Below are 22,800 nucleotides of genomic sequence, written 5' to 3'. Positions count from 1 at the left end.
CATGGACGCGATCTCCTATCAGCGCGCCGCGGACATCGGTTCCGCGCTCTCGGCGGCGGGCCAGCCGGGCACCATGTTCATCGGCGGCGGCACGAATCTGCTCGATCTCATGAAAGGCGGCGTGATGCGGCCGGTGAGACTCGTCGATATCACGCACATCGACGCGCTCGACGGCATCACCGCGCTGCCCGACGGCGGCCTGCGGCTCGGCGCGCTCGTGCGCAACAGCGACGCCGCAAACCACGCCTGGGTGCGCGAGCGCTACCCGCTCTTGTCGCAGGCGCTGCTCTCGGGGGCGTCGGCGCAATTGCGCAACATGGCGACCGTCGGCGGCAATCTGATGCAGCGCACGCGCTGCTCGTACTTCTACGATCCGGGCTTTCCCCAGTGCAACAAGCGCGCGCCCGGCAGCGGGTGCGCGGCCATCGATGGCATGAATCGCATGCACGCGATTCTCGGGGCGAGCCGTCAATGCATCGCGACGAATCCGTCCGACATGAGCGTCGCGCTCGCCGCGCTCGATGCCGTCGTGCGCGTCACCGGCCCGAACGGCGAGCGGACGATTCCGTTCGCGGAATTTCATCGCCTGCCGGGCGACAGGCCCGATCTCGACACCACCTTGCAGGCGGGCGAGCTGATCACGTCCGTCGATCTGCCGCCGCCGCTCTTCGCGGATCACTCGAAATATCTGAAGGTGCGCGACCGCGCGAGCTATGCGTTCGCGCTCGTGTCCGTCGCGGCGGCGTTGCAGATGGACGGCAACACCGTGAAAAGCGCGCGCATCGCGCTCGGCGGCGTCGCGCACAAGCCGTGGCGCGCGAACGCGACCGAACAGGCGCTCGCGGGCAAATCGCTCGACAAATCGACGCTGCAAACCGCCGCCGCACTCGCCGTGCAAGGCGCGGCGCCGCAGCGCGACAACGCGTTCAAGATCGCGCTCGCGCAGCGTGCGATCGTGCGCGCGCTTCAACAGGCAGGAGGTGTCGCATGACGTTCATCGGACAACCGCTCGATCGCACCGACGGCGTGCTCAAGGTCACCGGCCAGGCGCGTTATTCGGCCGACAACAGCGACGCGAAGCTCGCGCATGCGGTGCTCGTGACGAGCACCGTCGCGAGCGGCCGCATCGCTTCGATCGACACGAGCCGCGCGCAATCGATGCCCGGCGTGCTGCTCGTGATGACGTATCAGAACGCGATGCGTCTGCCCAACGGCGGCGTTCCCGACGCGCAGCCGCCCGCCGTGCGCAAGTTGACGCTCCTGCAAACCAACCAGGTGCGTTACAGCAACGAGCCGGTGGCGGTCGTCGTCGCCGATTCGCTGGAGCACGCGCAAGGCGCCGCGCGTTACGTGGACGTGCGCTACGAGGCCGCGATGCCCAATGCCGATTTCGCACGCGCGAAGGCCTCCGCGTATCAGCCGGAAAAGATGATGGGCCGAGCGATCACGACGAAGCGCGGCGACGTCGACGCCGGCTTGCGGCAAGGCCCGACGCGCCTCGACGCCGTCTACACGACGCCTTACGAGCATCACAACCCGATGGAGCCGCACGCGACGGTCGCACGCTGGGACGGCCCGAAACTCACGCTCTACGACGCGACGCAAGGCGTGTCCGGCGCGAAAAGCGCGGTGGCGAAGTTCTTCGGTATCTCCGAGGACGACGTGCGCGTGATCTGTCCGTTCGTCGGCGGCGGCTTCGGCTGCAAGGGTTCGGTGTGGTCGCACGTCGTGCTGGCCGCGATGGCGTCCAAGCAGACGGGCCGGCCCGTCAAGCTCGTGCTCGAGCGTCCGCAGATGTTCGGCATAGTCGGCAACCGTCCGTACACGGAGCAGCGCATCCAGATCAGCGCGCGCGACGACGGCACCATGACCGGCATGCGTCACGACGTCATTTCGACCACATCGACATTCGAGGACTGGACCGAGAGCTCGGCCATCGTCACGCGCATGCTCTACGCGGTGCCGAACCAGTCGACGTCGCACAAGCTCGTGAAGCTCGACATCGGCACGCCGACCTTCATGCGCGCGCCCGGCGAGACGAGCGGCTCGTTCGCGCTCGAAACGGCGATGGACGAGATGGCGTATCAGTTGAAGATGGACCCGCTCGCGTTGCGCCTGAAGAACTACGCGAACATGGAGCCGCAGGAGAAGAAACCCTGGTCGAGCAAGGCGCTGATGGAGTGCTACACGCGCGGCGCTGAGAAGTTCGGCTGGGCGCGGCGCAGCGCGGCGCCGCGCTCGATGCGCGAAGGCAACACGCTCATCGGCTGGGGTGTGGCGACAGCGACATATCCGGCGAACCGCAGCGAGGCATCGGCGGTTGCGCGCATCCTGCCCGACGGCACCGCGATGGTCGCCTCCGGCACACAGGATCTCGGCACCGGCACTTACACGATCATGACGCAGGTCGCCGCCGACGCGCTCGGCTTTCCGCTCGATTACGTGCGCTTCGCGCTCGGCGATTCGTCGCTGCCGAAGGCGCCAGTGTCGGGCGGCTCGCAATCGGCGGCGAGCGTGTCGCCGGCGGTGCGCGCGGCGTCCATAGAGGCGCGCGATCAGCTCATCTCGATGGCGTTGGCGGATCGCGGATCGCCCGTCGCCGGTCTCGCGCGCGAGGACGTGACGGTGTCCAACGGCTGGGTCGTGAGCCTCTCGAATCCGGACAAGCGCGATCCGGCGGCGGCCGTGATCGCGCGCAACGGCGGCCGCGCGATCGAAGCCGTCGCGACGACGCGCCCAGGCGATGAGAAAAAACAGTACTCGTTCCACTCGTTCGGCGCGGTGTTCGCCGAAGTGCATGTCGATGCCGATCTCGGGATCGTTCGCGTGCCGCGCATCGTCGGGGTGTACGACGTCGGCACGCTCTTCAACGAGAAGACCGCGCACAGTCAGTTGATGGGCGGCATCGTGTGGGGCGTCGGCTCGGCGCTTCTCGAGAAAAGCGAGCTGGATGCGCGCTACGGGCGCTACACCAACGCGAATCTCGCGGAGTACCACGTGCCGGTGAACGCGGATATCGGCACGCTGGATATTTCGTTCGTCGGCCAGCCCGATCCGCATATCAATCCGCACGGCGCGCGGGGCATCGGCGAAATCGGGATAACGGGCGTGGCGGGCGCGCTCGGCAACGCGGTGTATCACGCGACGGGCGTGCGCGTGCGCGACCTGCCGATCACACTCGACAAGATATTGCCGCCGACGACGGCCTGACGTGAAACGATGCACGCGGCGGTCATCACGACCGCCGCGTGCTTTTTTTATGCTTGCGACGATCTTCGATGCGCCGCACAATTCCTCTTCGATCCCCACACGAGCAGCCGCGATGACCTATTCGTCGAACGCGACCGGCATCCTGCTGGCAGCGGGTTTCGGCACCCGCTTCGACCCGTCCGGCCGCCACAACAAGCTGCTCGCCACCCTGCCCGACGGCACGCCCGTCGTGTTTCAATCGGCGCGCAGGCTGCTCGCGGTCGCCGCCGAAGTGATCGCGGTAGTGCGGCCCGGCGCGGAAAAGCTCGCCGATGTTTTGAACGAAGCGGGTTGCAATGTCATTTTCAGCATCGATGCCGAGCGCGGCATGGGCGCGGCGCTCGCCGCGGCCGTGCGCGCGACATCGGAATCCGATGGCTGGCTCGTCGCGCTGGGCGACATGCCGTGGATAGAAGCCGCGACGTATGAAGCGGTCGCGCGGGCGCTCGACGCCGGCGCCGGACTCGTCGCGCCGTTTTATCAGGGCACGCGGGGGCATCCGGTGGGATTCGGCATGGCGCATCGCGAGGCGCTCGCCGCGCTCGACGGCGATGCGGGCGCGCGCGGCATCCTTTCGACTCACGCGCCGTTCATCGTCGAGATTGATGATCCGAATGTGCTGCGCGATGTGGATGTGCCGAGCGATCTCGGCCAGGTCTAAAGGCGGTTCGTCCGCGCCAGGTTGATTCGGATCATTAAATAAATGTGCGCGGAGCGGCGAGCGTGGCCGGCCGCGCTCACGCCGCAATCGCCACCGAATCCGCCGAATCGGCGCCGTCCGTCCCGATCGGCAAATAACGCCTGCCGACTTCCAGCAGCGTCGCACCGAATCCTTTCTTCGCCCGAAAATCCGTCCGCGCACTCGTCACCACGCGCGGCGACGCGCTCCATTCGATCTTCGCGCCGATCGCCACCAGCGCCTCGACGAGCGCCACATCCTCGCTCGACTCGAGCGGCGCAAACCCGCCCGCCTGCATGTACGCCTTCGCCGACACGCCCAGGTTCGCGCCATGAATATGCCGATGCCCGTCCGCGTCGGTGTACGTGCGTCCGAAGTGCTCGCGCACCGCGCCGATATGCGGCGACCAGTCGTGCACGCCGATCACGCCGCACACCGCATCCGCGCAGCAGTCGAGCTGGCGCACGAGCCAGTCTTCGGCAACGGTCGTATCGGCGTCGGTGAAGGCGAGCCAGCGCGCGCCCAGCGCGAGCGCCCGCTCGGCGCCATGCGCGCGCGCCACGCCGACGTTGCGCGCCTCGATGCACCACACGTGCGCACCCAGCGCCCGCGCGATGTCGGCGGTTTCGTCGGCGCAACTGTCGGCGACGACGATCACGCACGCCGCCTCGCCGAGCAACTGATGATGATCCGCAGCGCGCCGCGCGGCCGCTACGCACGCGCCGATATGCGCGGCTTCGTTGTGAGCGGGAATGACGATGGCAAGCATTTCGGCTCCGTGTGTAAGTGTGTCCGCAGGCAATCGAACGCCGCGATGGATGAATTTCAGCAATGAGCGTTCCCATGTTTCAGCGCCCGCCACATCGGCGGTCAAAGGGCACGATCGTCGCGAAATAGTTGCCGGAAAGCGCCGCACATCGCTAGAATCACTGTATGGATATACAGTACTTTTCTGATTCCGCTCGCCGATGAAATGCGTCACCATCGACCCGTCGTTTGCTGCCTGGCGTTCCGAGGCGCGCGCGCTCCTCATGGAGGGCGCGCATCCCGCGGACGTGCAGTGGCGCGAAACCGATGCCTCGGCCACGGTGTTCGGCTCCATCGATCCGCCCGCGCCCGGCTCGGTCGATCCGAACGCGAAGAAGCCCGTGAAGGTCGCGCGCGAATTCCTCGCCATGCTCGAAACGGCGGCGTGCTACCGCGCGCCGGACCGCTGGCCGTTTCTCTACAAGGCGTTGTGGCGCTGGACGCAGGGTGATCGCGCGATCGCATCGTCGGATGACGGGGACGGGCATCGGTTGCGCCGGATGATCGAATCGGTCGAGGCCGAGGAGCGTGAGATGCGCAGCAAGCTGCGCTTCCGTCATCGCGATTCCTCGCTCGGGCCGCCCGAGTTCATCAGCTGGTTCGAACCGGTGCACGACCTGCTTGAGCACGCCGCGATGCACTTCGCCACCCGCATGGGCAGCGCCACGTGGATGATCGCCACGCCGCACGGCGCCGCTTTCTGGGACGGCGCGCTGTTGCGCGTGGACCGCACGAGCGAGCCGGAGGAAAAGCCGATGGACTTCGGCGACACCGCCATGAGCGGCGAGGCGGTGAGCGGCGACGCCATCGAGGCGCTCTGGCTCGCGTACTACGAAAGCACGTTCGCGCCTGCGCAGGCGAACGCCGCCGAAATGGCGTCGCATATGCCGGTGCGCTATTGGAAAAGCCCGCCGAACGCGCGCACCGATCCCGCGCTGATCTCCCGCGCCGATCCTTATTCGCGGCGCGACCGCCATCCGCGCAACGTGCCGCCCGAGATGGAAGTGACCATCAACACGGATCTGGAGCCGATCAAGGGCACGCTGCTGACGGAGCCGCCGTCGCTCGACGCGTGCAAGCGCTGCGCGCTCTGGCGCAACGCGACGCAGGCCGTGCCGGGCGTCGGTCCCGCCGATGCGCGCGTGATGCTGGTCGGCGAACAGCCGGGCGATCAGGAAGATCGCGAAGGCAAGCCGTTCGTCGGTGCGGCGGGCGCGCTGCTCGACGAAGTCCTCGCCGAGGCCGCGCTTCCCCGCGCGTCGCTCTATCTGACGAACGCGGTGAAGCACTTCAAATGGGAAGCGCACGGCGAGGAACGCGCGCATCTCGCGCCCGCGCAGCGTGAACGCGAAGCCTGCCGCTACTGGCTCGAGGAAGAACTGAAGCGCATCGCGCCGAAAGTCGTCGTCGCGCTCGGGGCGACGGCGTTAAAGGCGCTCACGGGGCATCGCACGGCGTTGTCCGAGTATCTTGGCAAGACCATCGAGCACAAGGGTCACATCATCGTGCCGACCTATCACCCCTCGTATCTGATGCGCCTGACCGACGACAAAGTGCGCGCGGAAGTTTTCGGGACGATCGTCGAAGCGCTCGTCTTCGCGCAGCAGATCGCGGACGGCACCGCAACCATCCGCACGCCGGTCGGGGACCGGACGCGCTAGATGCAACAGGACGAAACAGGCGCAACAAGACGAAAGCGCCGTCAACGTTCCTGTAAGCCGCGCGTTATACCGGTGTCGCGCCGCTTTGGCGCTCACCGATGGTCCCGACGACAACCTCCATGGCCGCTCTCCCGCTCGAAGAACTCCGTCGTCAAGAATCTAACGTCGCCCTCGTGCCGAAATCGGCCGGGCAACTGCAGACCGAACGCGAGCGCATCATCGCGCGCCTGCAAATCCTGCTGAACGTGACCATCGCCGTGGCGCTCGCGGGCGTGGCGCTCATCGCATGGCTGCCGTTCTCGCCGGTGCCGCACGAATTTCGCTTCGGCGCGCAGGAAGTGCTCGGCGTCGCGGTGTTCGCGTCGTGTCTGTTCATCCTGCACGAGCGCGCCGAACTGGAACTCGGCCTGTACGACTACGAACCCGTCGAGCAGACGACGCAAGGCGAATTGCGCGCGCTGCTGCATCGCGTACCGGAAGGCATGTCCTATCAGGACGCGCTCGCCGCCGACAAGCGCACGTTCGTGACCGGCGAAGTCGAGCGCATCCGCCGCCGCGCCGAAGCGTTCACGCCGAAGACGCTGCCCGCCGACGACGGCAACGCGGAAACCTGAGCACCCCGCGCCGCGCCAAGTCAACGAAAGCAGCACGAAAGCCGCCGCCTCGCCATCCCGAGGCGGCGGTTTTTTTACATCGACGCTGAACGTCGCGCGCCTTGACGAGTGCCGCCGCGCCTCCTTCAATACGTGACAGATGCCGCAACCGACGGTCAAACTGTCACGCTTCAGGACGCAAGCTGTGTCCATCGCGTGGCGCTTGCAGGCTATCCGCGCGACAGGCGCCCCGGGCATGACGGGTGCTTGCCAAATGCGCGGCCGCCGCGATTTTGCGGACATCGAACGAGGCCACGCCACTTGCAGGAGCCAGGATGCGAGCCAATCCCCTTTACACGTTGCGCGACGACCTCGCGAGCGCGCTCGTTCCCGACGCGCCGAGCGTGATCCCATGCGCGGACGCAGTGCCGCCCGCAGCCGATCACGACGACCCCGGCGCCTACGACGAACTCGCCGCGTTCCACGGCATCGAGCGCGAGCGCCTCGTGCTGATTCATCCGGGCAGCCACCACGCCGCGCCCGCGTGGCCCGCGCAGCGTTATGCCGATGTCGCCGACCAGCTCGCCGCCGATGGCTGGCAGATCGCGATCGTCGGCGACGCGCCCGATCCCGAGCGCACCGCCGGCGTGCTCGGCGCGATGCAGACGGCCGCGCTCTTTCTCGCGGGCGCGGTCGCGCCGGCCGCGCTGCCGCGTCTGATCGCCAATGCGCGCCTGCTCGTGTCCGACGACGCCGCCGCGTCCTCGCCCGTCGCCGCGGCCCGCGCGCTGGGCACGGCGCATATCGTCCTCGACGAGCATCCGCGCGACACGAACAGCGACGCGATCGTCGCCCGCGCACGCGCCGCGCTGTCGAACACCGGCGACGCGCATCCGGGAGCGCCGTTCACGCTGCACATGCCGGCGGCGCACGAGTCCGTGTAGCGCCGGTCCACCTTGCGGGGAACATCATGAAATTCGACATGCAGACCAGTCCCGTTCCGGATCCCATCGCGGACCCGAACCGCGATCCGGAAGCCGATCCGCTTACGCCGCCTTCGCCGGGTCATCGTCCGGAAGAGCCGCAGCATCCCGACGCGCCGCCCGACAAGGACCCGATCCGCCGTCTCTGAGCCGACGCTTTCCCTACGGGAATTCCCGCCCTACAACCGCCGCCCTTGCCTGCCGTAAAGCGGGCATGCGGCGGCGCGCGCCGTCGCACCAGACAACGCAAAGAGGCGACGGCGCAACATGAACAGAATGACGTTGAACAAGAAGCTCGGCTCGCTGATCGCCGTGCTGTGGATCGGCCTGATCGCGATCGGGATCATCGGGGCGTGGCAGAACCGGACGTCGATGATCGACGACCGCAAGGAGCAGCTAAAGACCCTCGTCAACGAGGCGCACGCCGTGACGGCGCACTTCGCCGCGCTCGCCGCGAACAAGACGCTCACCGAAGAGGAAGCGAAGAAGCGCGCGCTCGAAGTGGTCGGCGCGATCCGCTACGGCACGGACGGCTATCTGTCCATCAACGATTCGCATCCGACGATGGTGATGCACCCGATCAAGCCCGCCATGAACGGCAAGGATCTTTCGTCCTATGCCGATCCGGCGGGCAATCGCCTGTTCGTCGATATCGTGAAGGCAGGCGATCAGCCGGGCGGCGGCTTCGTCAGCTATCTGTGGCCCAAGCCCGGCAGCGACAAGCCGGTCGGCAAGCTCTCCTACTCGCAGCGCTTCGCTGCGTGGGACTGGTATCTCGTCACCGGCATGTACATGGACGACGTGCAGAGCGCGTTCTGGGCGAGCGCGCTGCGCTGGCTCGGGATCACGGCGTTGCTCGGCGGCATCGCGACGGTCGCGATGCTGATCGTCCTGCGCAGCATCAAACGCAATCTGGGCGGCGAGCTGGAGCTCGCGGTCGACGCCGCGCATCGCATTGCGCGCGGCGATCTGACGAGCACGGTCGATGTTCATCCGAACGACACGACGAGTCTCCTGCACGCGCTCGACACCATGCAGCGCGGTCTCGTCGAGACCGTCTCGCGCGTGCGCAACGGCACGGAGAACATCAACGTGGGCGCATCGGAGATCGCGGCGGGCAATACCGATCTGTCGCAGCGCACCGAGGAGCAGGCCGCGTCGCTCGTGCAGACCGCGTCGAGCATGGACCAGATGACCGCCAACGTGAAGAACAACGCCGAAAGCGCGGCGCAGGCGGCGCGGCTCGCGGAGCAGGCGGCGGATGTGGCGACGCGCGGCAGCGGCGTCGTCGACGACGTGATCGACACGATGACGCGCATTACCGCGAGTTCGCAGCAGATCGGCGACATCATCGGCGTGATCGACGGCATCGCGTTCCAGACGAACATCCTCGCGCTCAATGCGGCCGTCGAAGCGGCGCGCGCGGGCGAACAGGGACGCGGCTTCGCGGTCGTGGCGGCCGAAGTGCGCAGTCTCGCGCAGCGCTCGGCGACGGCGGCCAAGGAGATCAAGGCGCTCATCGAGACATCGACGCAGACGGTGCAGCAAGGCGCGTCGCTCGTGACGAACGCGGGCGCGACGATGACCGAGATCGTGCAATCGGTGCGCCGCGTGAACGAGATTCTCGACGAGATCAGCCACGCGTCGCACGAGCAGAGCGCGGGCATCGAGCAGGTGAACCGTGCGGTCGTCGAGATGGATCAGGTGACGCAGCAGAACGCCGCGCTCGTCGAAGAGGCCGCCGCCGCCGCGCATTCTCTGAAAGATCAGGTGGATGTGCTGCGCGAGGCGATCGGAAGTTTCAGGTTGCCGGCGTAAGGCTTTCGGTCACGCGAGAAATCGTTCGACGAGCCGCGCCCAATACGCCGCGCCGACCGGCAGGTTCTTGTCGTTGAAGTCGTAGTGCGGGTTGTGGACCATGCAGCCGTCCTCGCCCGCACCGTTGCCGAGGCGCAGGAACGAGCCGGGCCGCTGCTGCAACATGAACGCGAAATCCTCGCTGCCCATCAGCAAATCCGCGTGCGCGACGACGTTTTGCTCGCCGACCAGTTCGCGCGCCACCTGAATCGCGAACTCCGTCTCCGCGTCCGAATTGACGACGACCGGATAGCCTTCCAGATACTTCACCGTCGCGGTCGCGCCGTAGCTCGCGGCCTGCGATTCCACCAGTTCCTTGATGCGGCGCTTGAGCAGTTCGCGCACGTGCGGATCGAACGAGCGCACCGAGAGTTCGAGCGTCGCGCGACTGGGGATGACGTTGTTCACCGTTCCGGCGTGCATCGAGCCGACAGTGACGACGGCAGGCTGCGCCGGATCGACGTTGCGCGCGACGATCGTCTGCAGCGCCATCACGATGCCGGACGCCACGACGACCGGATCGACGCTCAGATGCGGGCGCGCCGCGTGCCCGCCGACGCCGTCGATCACGATCGACACCTGATCGCCCGCCGCCATGAACGGCCCCTTGCGGAACAGGAACGTGCCGGGCTGCGCGCCGGGATGGTTGTGCACGCCGAACACGGCGTCGCAATGAAAGCGTTCGAAGAGCCCTTCTTCGATCATTTTCTGCGCGCCGCTCGGCACGCCGTGCTCTTCCGCCGGCTGAAAATACAGATGCACCGTGCCGCTGAAGCGGCGCGTACGCGCGAGATGGCGAGCGGCGCCGAGCAGCATCGTCGTATGGCCGTCGTGGCCGCAGGCGTGCATCTTGCCGTGCGTCTCGCTCGCGTAGGGCTTGCCCGTCTGCTCGATGATCGGCAGCGCGTCCATGTCGGCGCGCAGGCCGATGCTCTTCGTGCCGTCGCCCGCTTTCAACGTGCCGACGACGCCCGTGCCGCCGACACCGCGCGTCACCTGCCAGCCCCACGCTTCGAGCCGGTCCGCGACGAGCGCCGCGGTGCGCGTCTCCTCGTAGGACAGCTCCGGATGACGGTGGATGTCATGGCGAATCTCGCGCAGCGAAGGCGCGTCGTCGGAGAGATCGGCGATGACGGTGAAGTGTTGGTCGGACGAAGTCGTCATGGAGAAGCCCTTGCTGAGATGAGTCGTGCGGCGCGGCGTGCCGGCCGCGTGATGCGGATACATGGAAAACGGCGCACATGATCCTCCACATGCGGCGCGGTTTCCAGTTCTTCGGGGATTTTTTTTGGTTGAACGAAAGCGAACCGTGAAGTTTCGCCCGGCTTCACTGCACAAAGCGGTCGATCACCCCGGCAAGCTTCCCGAAAGCCGGCGCGATTTCATCGTCCGGCACACACGCATAACCGATCAGCAAACCGGATTCCGCGTCGCGCCGACGCGCGTAGTACCCCGACAACGGCCGCACGACGATGTCCTCGGCGAGCGCCGCGGCGGCGAGCGCGCGATCATCGATCTCCTTCGGCAGCTTCAATACGAGATGCAGCCCGGCATCGCCGCCGGCGATGGCGAGCGTGTTGCCGTAGCGCCCGGCGATCGTCGCGAGCATCGCGTCGCGGCGCTGGCCATAGAGCGCGCGCATCCGCCGGATATGCGAGGTGAAATGTCCCTGCTCGATGAACTCCGCGAGCACCGCCTGCTGCAACAGCTGCCCCTCGCGATACAGCTCGGCGCTCGCGGTCGCGAAGCTGTCCGCGAGCGCTTCCGGCACCACGACATAGCCGATGCGAAGCCCCGGAAACAGCGTCTTGCCGAAGCTGCCGACGTAGATCACCTGCCCCGCCGGATCCATGCCCTGCAGCGACGCGAGCGGCCGGCTGCCGTACCGGAACTCGCTGTCGTAATCGTCCTCGATGATCCAGCAGCGGTGCTGGCGCGCGTATTCGAGCAGCATGCGGCGGCGCGCGAGGCTCATCACCATGCCGAGCGGATATTGATGCGACGGCGTGACGAGCATCAGCTTCGGCGGCGACGCGATATCGGCGGGCGTCGGCGCGATGCCTTCGGCATCGACGGGAATCGCCTTCAGATCGAGGCCGGACACCTGCAACACGCTGCGCACGCCCCAGTAGCACGGATCCTCGGTCCAGATCGTGTCGCCCGAATCCGCGAGCAGGCGCGCGGCGAGGTCGATCGACTGATGGATGCCCGTCGTCACGACGATCTGCTCGGGCGTGCAGCGCACCGAGCGCGAGGTGCGCAGATAGTGAGCGAGCGCGTGGCGCAGCCCCGCGTGGCCGCCGCCGGGCGCATAAGTGAGCAGATCGGGCAGCGGCTTGCGCCAGTATTTCGCGTGCAGCCGGTTCCACACGCGTGACGGAAAGCGCGACACGTCCGGCACGCCCGGCATGAACGCCCCGCCCTGGCGCTTCGACACGCCCGCGCCCGAAATCAGCCGTGCGCCGCGCGTGGAAAGCGTCGATCGGGTATCGGCCGAAGCGGCGGCCGCGGGCGGCGCATCGTCGAAAAGGATCTCGTCGGGCGCGCTGTCCGCGACGAACGTGCCGCGCCCCGTCGCCGACGAGACGTAGCCTTCGAGCGCGAGTTGCTCGTAGACCTGCGTCACGGTATTGCGCCCGACGCCCAACTCCGCCGCGAGCAGCCTCGACGACGGCACTTTCGCGCCCGCCGCGAGCTCGCGCGTCAGGATCGCCTGCTGCAGGAGCCGATGCAATTGCCGGTAGATGGGCTGGCCACTCGTGCGGTCGATGCGCTGCGCCAGCCAGTCGGAGAGCACGCTCGCGCGGAGGGACATCGAATTGGCTCCTATAGATTTATTGAAATGGCTCTGAACTTGAGGGCCAAATCTTACTATAGTCGTCGTTAAGTTCAGTCGGCCGATGCGGCCAACCATCGACATGCGCTCTCGCGCGAAGGAGATTTCCCTGTGAGCACCAACCTCAAGAACGCCGACCTGCACGCCCGCAAGAATGCCGCGACTCCGCGCGGCGTGGGCGTGATGTGCGACTTCTACGCGGCGCGCGCCGAGAACGCGGAATTGTGGGACGTCGAGGGCCGCCGTTTCATCGACTTTGCGGCGGGCATCGCGGTATGCAACACGGGGCATCGCCATCCGAAGATCGTCGAGGCGATCCGCGCGCAACTCGACTGCTTCACGCACACCGCGTATCAGATCGTGCCGTACGAGTCGTATGTGTCGCTCGCCGAGAAAATCAGCGCCCGGGCGCCGGGCTCGCACGCGAAGAAGACGGCGTTTTTCACGACCGGCGCGGAAGCCGTCGAGAACGCGGTGAAGATCGCGCGGGCGGCGACGGGCCGTCCCGGCGTCATCGCCTTTACGGGCGGCTTCCACGGCCGCACGCTGATGGGCATGGCGCTCACCGGCAAGGTCGCGCCGTACAAGATCGGCTTCGGGCCGTTCCCGTCGGACGTCTATCACGCGCCGTTCCCGAATGCGCTGCACGGCGTGTCCGTCGCGGATTCGCTGCGCGCGATCGAGCATCTGTTCAAGGCGGATATCGAGCCGACGCGCGTCGCCGCGATCATCTTCGAGCCGGTGCAGGGTGAAGGCGGTTTCAATGAGGCGCCCTCGGACTTCGTGCGCGGCCTGCGCAAGATCTGCGACGAGCACGGCATCCTGCTGATCGCCGATGAAGTGCAGACCGGCTTCGCGCGCACCGGCAAGCTTTTCGCGATGGAGCACCACGGCGTCGTGCCGGATCTGATGACGATCGCGAAGTCGCTCGCGGGCGGCATGCCGCTGTCGGGCGTCGTCGGGCGCGCCGAGATCATGGATGCGGCCGCGCCCGGCGGTCTCGGCGGCACGTATGCGGGCAATCCGCTGGCGGTGGCGGCGGCGCACGCGGTGCTCGACATCATCGACGATGAAAAGCTCTGCGAGCGCGCGACGGTGCTGGGCGACAAGCTCAAGGCAAAGCTCGAAGCGCTCAAGGGCGATGTGCCGCAAATCGCCGATGTGCGCGGGCCCGGCGCGATGATCGCCGTCGAGTTTTGCAAGCCTGGTTCGCATGACGCGGATGCGGCCTTCGCCAAGCTCGTGCAAACGCGTGCACTGGAGCGCGGTTTGCTGCTGCTCGTGTGTGGCGTCTATTCGAACGTTGTTCGGTTCCTGTTTCCGCTCACCATTCAGGAACAGGTCTTCGATGAAGCTATCGGGATTCTTGAAGAGGTGCTCGTCGAGACGGTTGGTGTTGCCGTTTGATTTCTGATTCTTGATGCGCGAGGCGCGGCTCTTGGTGCCTCGCGTAATGTTTTCGTTTGTTTGCTTGGGATTTCGTGGAATCCGGCAACAACAACAAAAAAAGCCCCAAGAGCCAAACCAGGGACTCACAAAGACATGAACTTGAAAGACCAACTGAAGGATCCGACGCTGCTGCGTCACGCTGCCTACATCGACGGTGAATGGCAGCAAGCCGACGACGGCGAGACCTTCGACGTCATCAACCCGGCGAATGGTGAATCGCTCGGCGCCGTACCGAAGATGGGCGCGAACGAAACGCGCCGCGCCATCGATGCTGCCAACGCCGCATGGCCCGCATGGCGCAAGAAAACCGCAAAAGAACGCGCAATCATCCTGCGCCGCTGGTTCGACCTGATGACCGCCAACGCCGATGATCTCGCGCTGATCCTCACGACCGAGCAAGGCAAGCCGCTCGCCGAGGCAAAGGGCGAGATCGGCTATGCGGCGTCGTTCATCGAATGGTTCGCGGAAGAAGGCAAGCGCGTTGCCGGCGATACCCTCGCGACGCCCGCCGCCGACAAACGCATTGTCGTGACGAAGGAGCCGATCGGCGTGTGCGCCGCGATCACGCCGTGGAATTTCCCCGCCGCGATGATCACGCGCAAGGTTGGCCCGGCGATCGCGGCCGGCTGTCCGATCGTCGTGAAGCCCGCCGAAGCGACACCTTTCTCCGCTTTCGCGATGGCCGTGCTCGCCGAGCGCGCTGGCTTGCCGAAGGGCGTGCTCAACATCCTCACCGGCGACCCGAAGGCGATCGGCGGCGAAATGACGAGCAACCCGATCGTGCGCAAGCTGTCGTTCACCGGCTCGACCGCCGTGGGGCGTCTGCTGATGGCGCAAAGCGCGCCGACAGTCAAGAAGGTGACGCTGGAACTCGGCGGCAACGCACCGTTCATCGTGTTCGACGACGCCGATCTCGACGCCGCCGTGGAAGGCGCGGTTGCATCGAAGTATCGCAACAGCGGCCAGACCTGCGTGTGCACGAACCGCTTCTACGTGCACGAGCGCGTCTACGATGCGTTCGCGCAAAAGCTGGCGGCGGCTGTCGGCAAACTCAAGGTCGGGCTCGGAACCGAAAGCGGCGTGGCGCTCGGTCCGCTCATCAACGAAGCGGCGGTGAAAAAGGTCGAATCGCACATTGAAGATGCAGTGGCGAAAGGCGCGTCGATCGCGTCGGGCGGCAAGCGTCACGCGCTCGGTCACGGATTTTTCGAGCCGACCGTGCTGACCGGCGTCACGCCCGACATGAAAGTCGCGAAAGAGGAAACGTTCGGTCCGCTTGCACCGATCTTCAAATTCTCGTCCGACGATGAAGTCGTGCGCCTCGCCAACGACACCGAGTTCGGTCTCGCGGCGTACTTCTATAGCCGCGACATCGGCCGCATCTGGCGCGTGGCCGAAGCGCTCGAATATGGCATGGTGGGCATCAACACCGGGCTGATTTCGAACGAAGTGGCGCCGTTCGGGGGCGTCAAGCAGTCCGGACTCGGACGCGAAGGCTCGCATTACGGCATCGACGATTACGTCGTCATCAAGTATCTCTGCATGGCAGTCTGATCGCGCGTTTCGCCTCGTGTGATACAAAAAGCCTCGACACATGCGTGCCGAGGCTTTTTGTTTGCGCCGATTCCCGGCGAGTTACTTCGCCGAGGCGACAGGCGTGACCTGCACCGCCGTCGCCGAGACGAACACGGCGTGGATCATGTCGCCCTTCTTGAGTTTCTGCGCCGCGAAGTCCGGCGTGAGATCGAATGTCTCCGTGCGCCACGGGCCGCGCAACGTGATCCTGCGCTTCTTGCTGTCGACGTTCTCGACCGTCGCGAGGACTTCGACCTGACGTGCCGCGTCGAAGCCCGTCACACCGTTCTCGCCCGACGTCGGCTGGTACGCCGTCGTATCGACACGCGCGCGCTCGCCCTTACCCTTCACCTTTTCGGCGCTCACGAGCAACGCGTTCTTGTAGAGCACATCGACCTTGTCGCCGACGTGCAGCTTGTCGAAGTTCGTGACTTCCTTGGTCACCAGCACGGTTGCGTCCCCGCGCGGACCGCGGACCATCAGCGTGCGGTTGGCGGCGTCGATACCGATGATCGTCGCCTCGACGCGTATCGGCTCGGCCACGCTGACGACCTTCTGGGCGGACGTTGCGAGCGGCTCGTTCTGAGCCATGGCAGCGCCCGTCGACGTGATGATTGCCGACGCGCAGAGAATCGATATCGCAAACAGTTTCACGTTCATAGCATGCATCCCTCTTTTAGATTTGTAGTGCAGATTATTCAACTTTATTGACCACTGCCTTAGCGACGGGGCCGCGTTATATATACCGCGCGACACAGTGCGAATCCAACTCATCACACGATATGTTACGAGTCGACCTGCGCCTGACTGGAACTGTCAAAGGCAAGCATGGCGTCGAACCGGTAAAATCGGTCCCTATCCCGCACGGGCGCACGCCCGTCCGCCTGCCGCTTCTTCGATCCCTCCAGGGGTGTTATGCGACGCTCGGCATTCTTTCTCCGCTTCATCGGCATCGGTGTTCTGTTTCATGTCTATGTCGGCATGCGGCTCATCCCGGACGCGCCCGTTGGCCTGCCGCTCAAGGTGCTGGCGGCGGTCCTGCTCGCGGCATCAGTCATCGTCATTCCTCTCGGCATGGCGGCCCGGCAGATCGAGCCGCAGTCGCTCGCGGATCGCCTGGCCTGGCTTGGGCTGACCGCACTGGGGTTTTTCTCGTCGCTGCTTTTATTGACCTTCGCGCGCGACGTGATTCTGTTCTTCGTGCATCTCGTCGACTGGATGCGCGGCGCGCCCGTCGGCTCGCCGGCGTTGGTCGCCTATAGCGCGCTCGCCGTGCCGCTCCTGGCCGTGCTCTTCTCGGCGATCGGCTTCTACAACGCGCGGCGGCGCGCGCCGGTCGTGAGTGTGGACGTGCCCATCGACGATCTGCCGGCCGCGCTCGACGGCTTCACGATCGCGCAGATCAGCGACATTCACGTCGGGCCGACGATCAAGCGTCACTATGTCGAACGCATCGTGGCGGCCGTCAACGGGCTCAAACCGGATCTGATCGCCGTCACGGGCGATGTCGTCGATGGCACCGTGCCGAATCTCGCCGAACACACGCGCCCGCTCGCGGGCCTCAGCGCGCGGCATGGCACGTTTCTCGTGACCGGGAATCACGAGTATTACTCGGGCGCTGACAAGTGGATCGCCGAATTCCGGCGCCTGGGTCTGACCGTGCTGCTCAATCAGCATGTCGTGCTGAATCACGACGGCGCGCAGGCCGTGCTCGCGGGCGTCACGGATTTCAGCGCAGGCAGTTTCGATCCCGCGCATCGCAGCGACCCCGCGAAGGCGATCAGCGGCGCCCCCGCCGATGCCGCCGTGCGCGTGCTGCTCGCGCACCAGCCGCGCAGCGCCGTGGCGGCGGCCGAAGCGGGCTTCACGCTGCAGCTATCGGGACACACGCATGGCGGCCAGTTCCTGCCGTGGAATTTCTTCGTGCGACTGCAGCAACCCTTTGTTGCGGGGCTTGTGAAGTTCAACGGGCTTTGGGTTTATACGAGTCGGGGTACCGGGTATTGGGGACCGCCGAAGCGGCTGGGAGCGCCGTCGGAGATCACGCTTGTTCGGCTTGTGGCTTCGGCGGGTGGGTGATGGGATTGGATAAAACGGTTCTTCGCGCAATGCCGGGGAACGGCGCCTGGCGCCCCAACTCAGCCACGCTACACGTCGCATCGTCAGGGTCTCTTCACGCCGACTAAAGCCTACCCACAACCGCTCTCCGAAAACCCACGAAGAACCAAAAAAAAGACGCGCGACGCTACCGCGCCGCGCGTCCAGCGCTTGGGGAAAGCGCCGCGCGTCCAGCGCTTGGGGAAAGCGCCGCGCCCGAACAGGGGGATGAACGGACGCGCTCGAACCGGCAGGCGGGGCCCCGCCGGCGAGTGACTACAAAGTAAGGGAACACAAAGGCCAAGGCCACAAGACCTTTCCTAAACGCCGGAGCATCGCATCGATATCACCGGTACGAATATTCATCTTGCCTTAGCCGACATCGCCGCTGGCGTCGACGCATAGACGCATTTGTGCGGAGCCGTGCCTTCCCTCGGCCAGTCGGAGCGCGCATCGAAAAACCACTCCGCCCGCTCGCGTCCTTTGCGGATCAACGCATGAATCAGCGCCGGATTGCGATCGAGCTTCGATGCATAGTCGAGCGGCCCGGGATAATCCCTTGCGTCGAGCTGCATCTGCACGACGCGAACTTTGATCGGCTTGTAGCGCTTCTCCAATGATTTGTCGGCTTTCAGCAGTTCGTTTACGCGCGTCGTGAAGTAAAGCTCCTGCCCGAGCGCGAGATTGCCGGAAAGTTCGTTGCGCCGGTCGATGATCTCGTTCGTCGATTCGGGCAACTCGCGACGATATTGCGGATTGATCTGCACGACCCAGATTTCGTCGGGCCGCGTGTCGAGCCCGAGATCGGTGAATTCGCGCACTGGCGGATTGCTGCTGAAGAGGCCGTCCCAGCACATGCGCCCGTCGGCTGCGACGGCGCGATACAGCGGCGGCACCGCGGCCGATGCGACCAGCTGATCCTGATCGAGCCTGTCGCCGGGAAAGATGACGCGATCGCCCGTACGCACATCGGTCGCGCCGACAAGAAGCGTCGGCTGCGCGCGTTGCTTCGGCTCCGTCGGCAGCGACGCGAACGGAAGATGCTTGTCGAGCAGTTCGCGCAGACGCTCCTCGGCGACCGGTGGATAGAGATACGGGCTGATTTCCGCGTTGACGGGCAGGCGCGCATACCAGGTGCCGACCGCATTGGCGACGATGTCCGGCCCCTCGCGCGCCTCCAGATCCTTCCAGAAGCCGGCGAGGCGCCGCCTGGCATCGGGAGGGCCGCCGAGCAGCAGGCCCGCCCACGCGAGCGCGCCGCACATCGCGCCGCCCGACGTTCCCGACAGCGCCACGAGTTCGAAGCGGTTGAGGAACTCGCCGCTCAGCAGCCGGTCAAGGATGCCCGCGGCGAACGCCGCATGGCTGCCGCCGCCCTGACATGCGATCGCTACTTTCGGAATGGCCGCCATCACCGCACCTCGCTTGCGTCCGTCGACATCGGACGTACGCTACAGGATAGGCGACGCGCGCCGCTATGCCAGCGCCGCGAGCACCTGCTGCGTCGAACGAATGCGACCGATGCGCGGGAAGATATAGCGGCAGGTCGATTCGTGCGTATCGGCGTGCAGGTCGCTCATCGCGTCTTCGACGAATACCTGCTGATAGCCGCGCTCGTGCGCGCCGCGTGCAGTCGAATCCACGCCGATGGCCGTCGCGATGCCGCCCAGCACGATCGTGTCGATCCCGCGGCGGCGCAAATGCGAGTCGAGATCCGTGTTGTAGAACGCGCCCCATTGCCGCTTGGTGACGACGATATCGGACGCCTGCACGCCCAGTTCCGCGCTGAGCTCGCTCCAGCCCGCCGGCTCCGGCGCTTCCTGCGCCTGTCCCGCATCGGTGATCGGACGCAGGCCGCCCGGCCCGTTCGGAAACGCCACCTTGACCAGCACGACCGGCGCGCCGAGCGTGCGAAAGCGATCGGCGAGCGCGCGCGCATTGGCAAGTACGCTCGCGGCGTCGTGAGGCTGCACGGGCAAGGCGGCGATGCCCGCCTGCAGATCGATCAGCACGAGCGCGGTCTTCGAGGGGTCGAGCTTGAGTTCAGGAGCGTTCATGGTCGCGAGGAAGGTGGATGAATGCGTGGCCTCAGGCTTCGTCGTTCCGGAATTCGAGCGCCGCGCCGTTGATGCAGTAGCGCAGGCCCGTGGGCTTCGGTCCGTCGTCGAAGACATGGCCGAGATGTCCGCCGCAGCGCCGGCAATGCACCTCGTTGCGCATGTGACCGGTCGCGTCCGCGTGCATCGCGACGGCGCCATCGACAGGTTTCCAGAAGCTCGGCCAGCCGGTGCCGCTGTCGAACTTCGTCGCCGACGAAAACAGTGCGAGCCCGCATCCCGCGCACGCATACGTGCCGTCACGACGCTCCTTGAGCAGCGGGCTCGCGAACGGTGGCTCGGTGCCGCCGCGCCTGAGCACGCGGAATTGCTCCGACGATAGACGGCGGCGCCACTCCGCGCTGCTGTAGTCGATATCGTACGATCGGGCGGGCGCCGAAGTGCCCGCGCCGCCGGAGAATGCAGCGGCCATCACGCCGAGAAGATTGCGCTTCGTGCGTCCCATGATTTTCATCCGATGACCGCCCTCATGCCTGCATTCGCCGGCCGGCGCCGCGCTACGATTTGAGCCGGTATCCCGTCCTGAAGATCCACGCAACGATCGCGATAAATACCGCAAGAAACACCAGCGTCATGCCGAGACTCACGCCGACCTGGACATCGGCGAGCCCGTAAAAGCTCCAGCGAAAGCCGCTGATCAGATAGACGACCGGATTGAACAGCGCAACGGCCTTCCAGAACGGCGGCAGGATGTTGATCGAATAGAAGCTGCCGCCGAGAAACGTGAGCGGCGTGACGATCAGAAGCGGAATGATCTGCAATTTCTCGAAGCCGTCCGCCCAGATGCCGATGATGAACCCAAGCAGGCTGAACGTCACGGATGTGAGCAGCAGGAACACGATCATCCAGACAGGATGATCGATCCTGAGCGGCACGAATAATCGTGCGGTAAGAAGAATGATCAGGCCGAGGATGACGGATTTGGTCGCGGCCGCGCCCACGTAGCTGAGGACGAGCTCGAAGTGCGACACCGGCGCGGACAGCAATTCGTAGATCGTGCCCGTGAACTTCGGGAAATAGATGCCGAAGGACGCATTGGCGATGCTTTGCGTGAGCAGCGACAGCATCACGAGCCCGGGCACGATGAACGCGCCGTAGCTGATGCCGTCCACTTCCGGAATGCGCGAGCCGATGGCCGCTCCGAATACGACGAAATAAAGCGATGTCGAAATGACGGGCGACACGATGCTCTGCATCAGCGTACGCCCGGCGCGCGCCATTTCGAAACGGTAGATCGCGCGAACGGCGTATAGATTCATTTGGCTTCCCTGACGAGACTCACGAAGATGTCTTCGAGCGAGCTTTGCGTCGTTTGCAGATCCTTGAAACGCACGCCGGCTTCGTCGACGTGGCGCAACAGCGCGATGATGCGCCCCGGCTCGTCATGCGCGTCGTACGTGTAAGTGAGCTCGCTGCCGTCCGCCGAGCGCGTGAGACCGTAAGGCTCGAGCGGCGCGGGAATATGCGCGAGCGGCTGCTCGAGCTGCAGCGTGAGCTTCTTCTGCCCGAGCTTGCGCATGAGCTCGCGCTTCTCCTCGACGAGCACGATCTCGCCGCGATTGATGACGCCGATGCGGTCCGCCATCTCCTCCGCTTCCTCGATGTAATGCGTCGTGAGGATGATGGTCACGCCGTTGCGCTGCAGTTCGCGCACGAGGTCCCACATGTCGCGCCGCAGCTCGACATCGACGCCGGCCGTGGGCTCATCGAGAAAGAGAATCTCGGGTTCGTGCGCAAGCGCCTTCGCGATCAGCACGCGCCGCTTCATGCCGCCCGAGAGCGTCATGATCTTGTTGTCTTTCTTCGCCCATAGCGAGAGAGACTTCAGCACCTTCTCGACATACGCAGGATTTTTCGGCCGGCCGAAGAGGCCACGGCTGAACGACACGGTCGCCCAGACGGTCTCGAACGCGTCGGTCGTGAGTTCCTGCGGTACGAGGCCGATCATCGCGCGGGCGGCGCGATAGTCCGTGACGATATCGTGGCCCGCGACGGTGACCTTTCCCTCGCTCGGATTGACGATGCCGCAGACGGTGCTGATGAGCGTCGTCTTGCCCGCCCCGTTCGGGCCGAGCAGTGCAAAAATTTCGCCGCGGCGGATCTCCAGATTCACGTCCCGGAGCGCGCGGAAGCCCGACCCGTAGGTCTTGGACAAGTTGGAAACAGTGATGATGGTTGGCATGGCGTGGACGATATCAGATACCGCGCGATCCGGCTTGGACGAAAGGGGTCGTCCGTTCGGCCGATGTTCGCCGGGCCCGGCACTGCCTACAATGCACTGCTGAATACCGGGAGCCGACATCATGCTGTTCGAACAGATCCAGACCACCTGCCTCAACGACGCGGACCTGCCGTGGGTGCCGTTCACACCGTATAGCGAGCGCGTGCTCGTCAAGTATTTCAAGCTGGATCCGATCCGCGGCGAGGTCATCGCGCTCATGAAGGCGCCGGCGAAAGGCCAGATGCCCCGGCATCGGCATACGGGAACCGTGATCGTCTATACGGTCGAGGGGCGCTGGAAGTACCGCGAGCACGACTGGATCGCGGGGCCGGGGAGCATCGTGTACGAGACAGCGGGGTCGAGTCATACGCCGGAAGCGCTTGCGGGGGATTCGGGCAGCGCGGACATCGTCACGCTCAACATCATCCAGGGCGAACTGCTCTTCGTGAACGACAGCGGCCACGTCCTCGCCGCTGAAAACTGGAAGAGCGGCTGGGAACGTTACGCCGCCTTCTGTCATGCAAACGGCATCGCCCCTAAAGATCTGACGGCTTTCGGGTAACGCCGCAGCCTTTTCCACTGGTTAGAATCGACGCCTGGATGCGCATCGCGCGCTTTCGACCCTTTCCGGTTTGCCGGCCGCTTCCGGCCGGCGCAGATCAAGGAGAAGCAAAAG

The 22,800-nt window shown here is 65.6% G+C and carries 21 protein-coding genes; 12 read left to right on the top strand and 9 right to left on the bottom strand.

Features of this window, described 5'->3' with window-relative positions:
• Window position 1: 1 nt before the first annotated feature.
• The 3 genes from NCS58_RS15375 to NCS58_RS15365 all read left to right on the top strand — a co-directional run bounded on the left by NCS58_RS15375 (window position 2) and on the right by NCS58_RS15365 (window position 3,910).
• Entirely contained in the window at window positions 2-991 is a 990-nt protein-coding gene (locus tag NCS58_RS15375; RefSeq protein WP_061118222.1) for a xanthine dehydrogenase family protein subunit M, read from the top strand.
• Window positions 988-3,210 carry a xanthine dehydrogenase family protein molybdopterin-binding subunit gene (locus NCS58_RS15370; protein WP_061118223.1) on the top strand — a complete coding sequence of 741 codons (2,223 nt, stop codon included), beginning with the start codon at window positions 988-990 and terminating at the stop codon, window positions 3,208-3,210. The genes NCS58_RS15375 and NCS58_RS15370 overlap by 4 nt, the downstream gene beginning before the upstream one ends.
• Before the next feature lie 112 nt (window positions 3,211-3,322).
• Window positions 3,323-3,910, top strand: a complete 588-nt coding sequence (locus NCS58_RS15365; RefSeq protein ID WP_061118224.1) for an NTP transferase domain-containing protein — start codon at window positions 3,323-3,325, stop codon at window positions 3,908-3,910.
• A 76-nt stretch (window positions 3,911-3,986) separates the two neighbouring features.
• On the opposite strand, the gene NCS58_RS15360 is transcribed toward NCS58_RS15365, so the two are convergent.
• Entirely contained in the window at window positions 3,987-4,697 is a 711-nt protein-coding gene (locus NCS58_RS15360) for a glycosyltransferase family 2 protein (protein ID WP_061118225.1), read from the bottom strand.
• Between the two features lie 199 nt (window positions 4,698-4,896).
• On the opposite strand from NCS58_RS15360, the gene NCS58_RS15355 reads away from it, so the two are divergent.
• The 5 genes from NCS58_RS15355 (at window position 4,897) to NCS58_RS15335 (ending at window position 9,790) form a co-directional block, all read left to right on the top strand.
• Window positions 4,897-6,396 carry a UdgX family uracil-DNA binding protein gene (locus NCS58_RS15355; protein WP_061118226.1) on the top strand — a complete coding sequence of 500 codons (1,500 nt, stop codon included), beginning with the start codon at window positions 4,897-4,899 and terminating at the stop codon, window positions 6,394-6,396.
• Window positions 6,397-6,569: 173 nt separating this feature from the next.
• Entirely contained in the window at window positions 6,570-7,010 is a 441-nt protein-coding gene (locus NCS58_RS15350; protein WP_250477321.1) for a hypothetical protein, read from the top strand.
• A 314-nt stretch (window positions 7,011-7,324) separates the two neighbouring features.
• Window positions 7,325-7,933, top strand: a complete 609-nt coding sequence (locus tag NCS58_RS15345; RefSeq protein ID WP_061118228.1) for a glycosyltransferase family 9 protein — start codon at window positions 7,325-7,327, stop codon at window positions 7,931-7,933.
• A gap of 26 nt (window positions 7,934-7,959) precedes the next feature.
• Entirely contained in the window at window positions 7,960-8,121 is a 162-nt protein-coding gene (locus NCS58_RS15340) for a hypothetical protein (RefSeq protein ID WP_250477320.1), read from the top strand.
• A gap of 127 nt (window positions 8,122-8,248) precedes the next feature.
• A complete protein-coding gene (locus NCS58_RS15335) occupies window positions 8,249-9,790 on the top strand; it encodes a methyl-accepting chemotaxis protein (protein ID WP_061118361.1) in 1,542 nt (513 codons plus the stop codon).
• 9 nt (window positions 9,791-9,799) lie between these two features.
• Here NCS58_RS15335 and NCS58_RS15330 read toward each other — a convergent pair whose 3' ends face one another.
• Together NCS58_RS15330 and NCS58_RS15325 are read right to left on the bottom strand one after the other, a co-directional pair.
• On the bottom strand, window positions 9,800-10,993 hold the full coding sequence (locus NCS58_RS15330; RefSeq protein ID WP_250477319.1) for a M20 aminoacylase family protein: 1,194 nt from the start codon (window positions 10,991-10,993) through the stop codon (window positions 9,800-9,802).
• A gap of 163 nt (window positions 10,994-11,156) precedes the next feature.
• Entirely contained in the window at window positions 11,157-12,644 is a 1,488-nt protein-coding gene (locus NCS58_RS15325; RefSeq protein ID WP_061118229.1) for a PLP-dependent aminotransferase family protein, read from the bottom strand.
• Window positions 12,645-12,776: 132 nt separating this feature from the next.
• Here NCS58_RS15325 and gabT point away from each other — a divergent pair, with 132 nt between their 5' ends.
• Complete coding sequence (gabT, locus tag NCS58_RS15320; protein ID WP_086961038.1) at window positions 12,777-14,072, top strand: 4-aminobutyrate--2-oxoglutarate transaminase; 1,296 nt, start codon at window positions 12,777-12,779, stop codon at window positions 14,070-14,072.
• A gap of 135 nt (window positions 14,073-14,207) precedes the next feature.
• Window positions 14,208-15,668 carry an NAD-dependent succinate-semialdehyde dehydrogenase gene (locus tag NCS58_RS15315; RefSeq protein WP_061118230.1) on the top strand — a complete coding sequence of 487 codons (1,461 nt, stop codon included), beginning with the start codon at window positions 14,208-14,210 and terminating at the stop codon, window positions 15,666-15,668.
• A gap of 81 nt (window positions 15,669-15,749) precedes the next feature.
• Here the strand turns inward: NCS58_RS15315 and NCS58_RS15310 are convergent, their stop codons facing one another.
• On the bottom strand, window positions 15,750-16,349 hold the full coding sequence (locus tag NCS58_RS15310; protein ID WP_086961040.1) for a hypothetical protein: 600 nt from the start codon (window positions 16,347-16,349) through the stop codon (window positions 15,750-15,752).
• Window positions 16,350-16,604: 255 nt separating this feature from the next.
• Here NCS58_RS15310 and NCS58_RS15305 point away from each other — a divergent pair, with 255 nt between their 5' ends.
• A complete protein-coding gene (locus tag NCS58_RS15305) occupies window positions 16,605-17,768 on the top strand; it encodes a metallophosphoesterase (protein WP_061118231.1) in 1,164 nt (387 codons plus the stop codon).
• A gap of 380 nt (window positions 17,769-18,148) precedes the next feature.
• On the opposite strand, the gene NCS58_RS15300 is transcribed toward NCS58_RS15305, so the two are convergent.
• From NCS58_RS15300 to NCS58_RS15280, 5 genes are all read right to left on the bottom strand, one after another.
• Window positions 18,149-19,198 (bottom strand): patatin-like phospholipase family protein, encoded by a 1,050-nt coding sequence (locus NCS58_RS15300; protein ID WP_061118232.1) that lies wholly within the window; start codon window positions 19,196-19,198, stop codon window positions 18,149-18,151.
• A gap of 63 nt (window positions 19,199-19,261) precedes the next feature.
• Entirely contained in the window at window positions 19,262-19,843 is a 582-nt protein-coding gene (locus NCS58_RS15295) for a hydrolase (protein WP_061118233.1), read from the bottom strand.
• 31 nt (window positions 19,844-19,874) lie between these two features.
• Window positions 19,875-20,357 (bottom strand): peptide-methionine (R)-S-oxide reductase MsrB, encoded by a 483-nt coding sequence (gene msrB, locus NCS58_RS15290; protein ID WP_061118234.1) that lies wholly within the window; start codon window positions 20,355-20,357, stop codon window positions 19,875-19,877.
• A 43-nt stretch (window positions 20,358-20,400) separates the two neighbouring features.
• Window positions 20,401-21,162, bottom strand: coding sequence for an ABC transporter permease (locus tag NCS58_RS15285; protein ID WP_061118235.1), 762 nt, complete (start codon window positions 21,160-21,162; stop codon window positions 20,401-20,403).
• Complete coding sequence (locus NCS58_RS15280; protein ID WP_061118236.1) at window positions 21,159-22,085, bottom strand: ABC transporter ATP-binding protein; 927 nt, start codon at window positions 22,083-22,085, stop codon at window positions 21,159-21,161. Before NCS58_RS15280 ends, NCS58_RS15285 begins: the two co-directional genes overlap by 4 nt.
• A 121-nt stretch (window positions 22,086-22,206) precedes the next feature.
• Between NCS58_RS15280 and NCS58_RS15275 the strand changes: the two genes are divergently transcribed.
• A complete protein-coding gene (locus NCS58_RS15275; RefSeq protein ID WP_061118237.1) occupies window positions 22,207-22,686 on the top strand; it encodes a 2,4'-dihydroxyacetophenone dioxygenase family protein in 480 nt (159 codons plus the stop codon).
• Window positions 22,687-22,800: the final 114 nt, after the last annotated feature.

This window comes from Caballeronia sp. INML3B, assembly GCF_023631305.1.
Lineage (GTDB): Bacteria > Pseudomonadota > Gammaproteobacteria > Burkholderiales > Burkholderiaceae > Caballeronia > Caballeronia turbans.
Note: the sequence above shows the minus strand (reverse complement) of the source record. Positions and strands in the feature narration are given on the sequence as shown.

Bases quoted from the DNA above. Each gene is read 5' to 3' on its own strand.
- msrB (WP_061118234.1), bottom strand. From the start codon at position 20,357: ATGAAAATCATGGGACGCACGAAGCGCAATCTTCTCGGCGTGATGGCC.
- NCS58_RS15355 (WP_061118226.1), top strand. From the start codon at position 4,897: ATGAAATGCGTCACCATCGACCCGTCGTTTGCTGCCTGGCGTTCCGAG.
- NCS58_RS15275 (WP_061118237.1), top strand. From the start codon at position 22,207: ATGCTGTTCGAACAGATCCAGACCACCTGCCTCAACGACGCGGACCTG.
- NCS58_RS15315 (WP_061118230.1), top strand. From the start codon at position 14,208: ATGAACTTGAAAGACCAACTGAAGGATCCGACGCTGCTGCGTCACGCT.
- NCS58_RS15330 (WP_250477319.1), bottom strand. From the start codon at position 10,993: ATGACGACTTCGTCCGACCAACACTTCACCGTCATCGCCGATCTCTCC.
- NCS58_RS15295 (WP_061118233.1), bottom strand. From the start codon at position 19,843: ATGAACGCTCCTGAACTCAAGCTCGACCCCTCGAAGACCGCGCTCGTG.
- NCS58_RS15360 (WP_061118225.1), bottom strand. From the start codon at position 4,697: ATGCTTGCCATCGTCATTCCCGCTCACAACGAAGCCGCGCATATCGGC.
- NCS58_RS15370 (WP_061118223.1), top strand. From the start codon at position 988: ATGACGTTCATCGGACAACCGCTCGATCGCACCGACGGCGTGCTCAAG.
- NCS58_RS15280 (WP_061118236.1), bottom strand. From the start codon at position 22,085: ATGCCAACCATCATCACTGTTTCCAACTTGTCCAAGACCTACGGGTCG.
- NCS58_RS15310 (WP_086961040.1), bottom strand. From the start codon at position 16,349: ATGAACGTGAAACTGTTTGCGATATCGATTCTCTGCGCGTCGGCAATC.
- NCS58_RS15345 (WP_061118228.1), top strand. From the start codon at position 7,325: ATGCGAGCCAATCCCCTTTACACGTTGCGCGACGACCTCGCGAGCGCG.
- NCS58_RS15285 (WP_061118235.1), bottom strand. From the start codon at position 21,162: ATGAATCTATACGCCGTTCGCGCGATCTACCGTTTCGAAATGGCGCGC.
- NCS58_RS15340 (WP_250477320.1), top strand. From the start codon at position 7,960: ATGAAATTCGACATGCAGACCAGTCCCGTTCCGGATCCCATCGCGGAC.
- NCS58_RS15365 (WP_061118224.1), top strand. From the start codon at position 3,323: ATGACCTATTCGTCGAACGCGACCGGCATCCTGCTGGCAGCGGGTTTC.
- NCS58_RS15325 (WP_061118229.1), bottom strand. From the start codon at position 12,644: ATGTCCCTCCGCGCGAGCGTGCTCTCCGACTGGCTGGCGCAGCGCATC.
- NCS58_RS15305 (WP_061118231.1), top strand. From the start codon at position 16,605: ATGCGACGCTCGGCATTCTTTCTCCGCTTCATCGGCATCGGTGTTCTG.
- NCS58_RS15300 (WP_061118232.1), bottom strand. From the start codon at position 19,198: ATGGCGGCCATTCCGAAAGTAGCGATCGCATGTCAGGGCGGCGGCAGC.
- NCS58_RS15375 (WP_061118222.1), top strand. From the start codon at position 2: ATGGACGCGATCTCCTATCAGCGCGCCGCGGACATCGGTTCCGCGCTC.
- NCS58_RS15335 (WP_061118361.1), top strand. From the start codon at position 8,249: ATGACGTTGAACAAGAAGCTCGGCTCGCTGATCGCCGTGCTGTGGATC.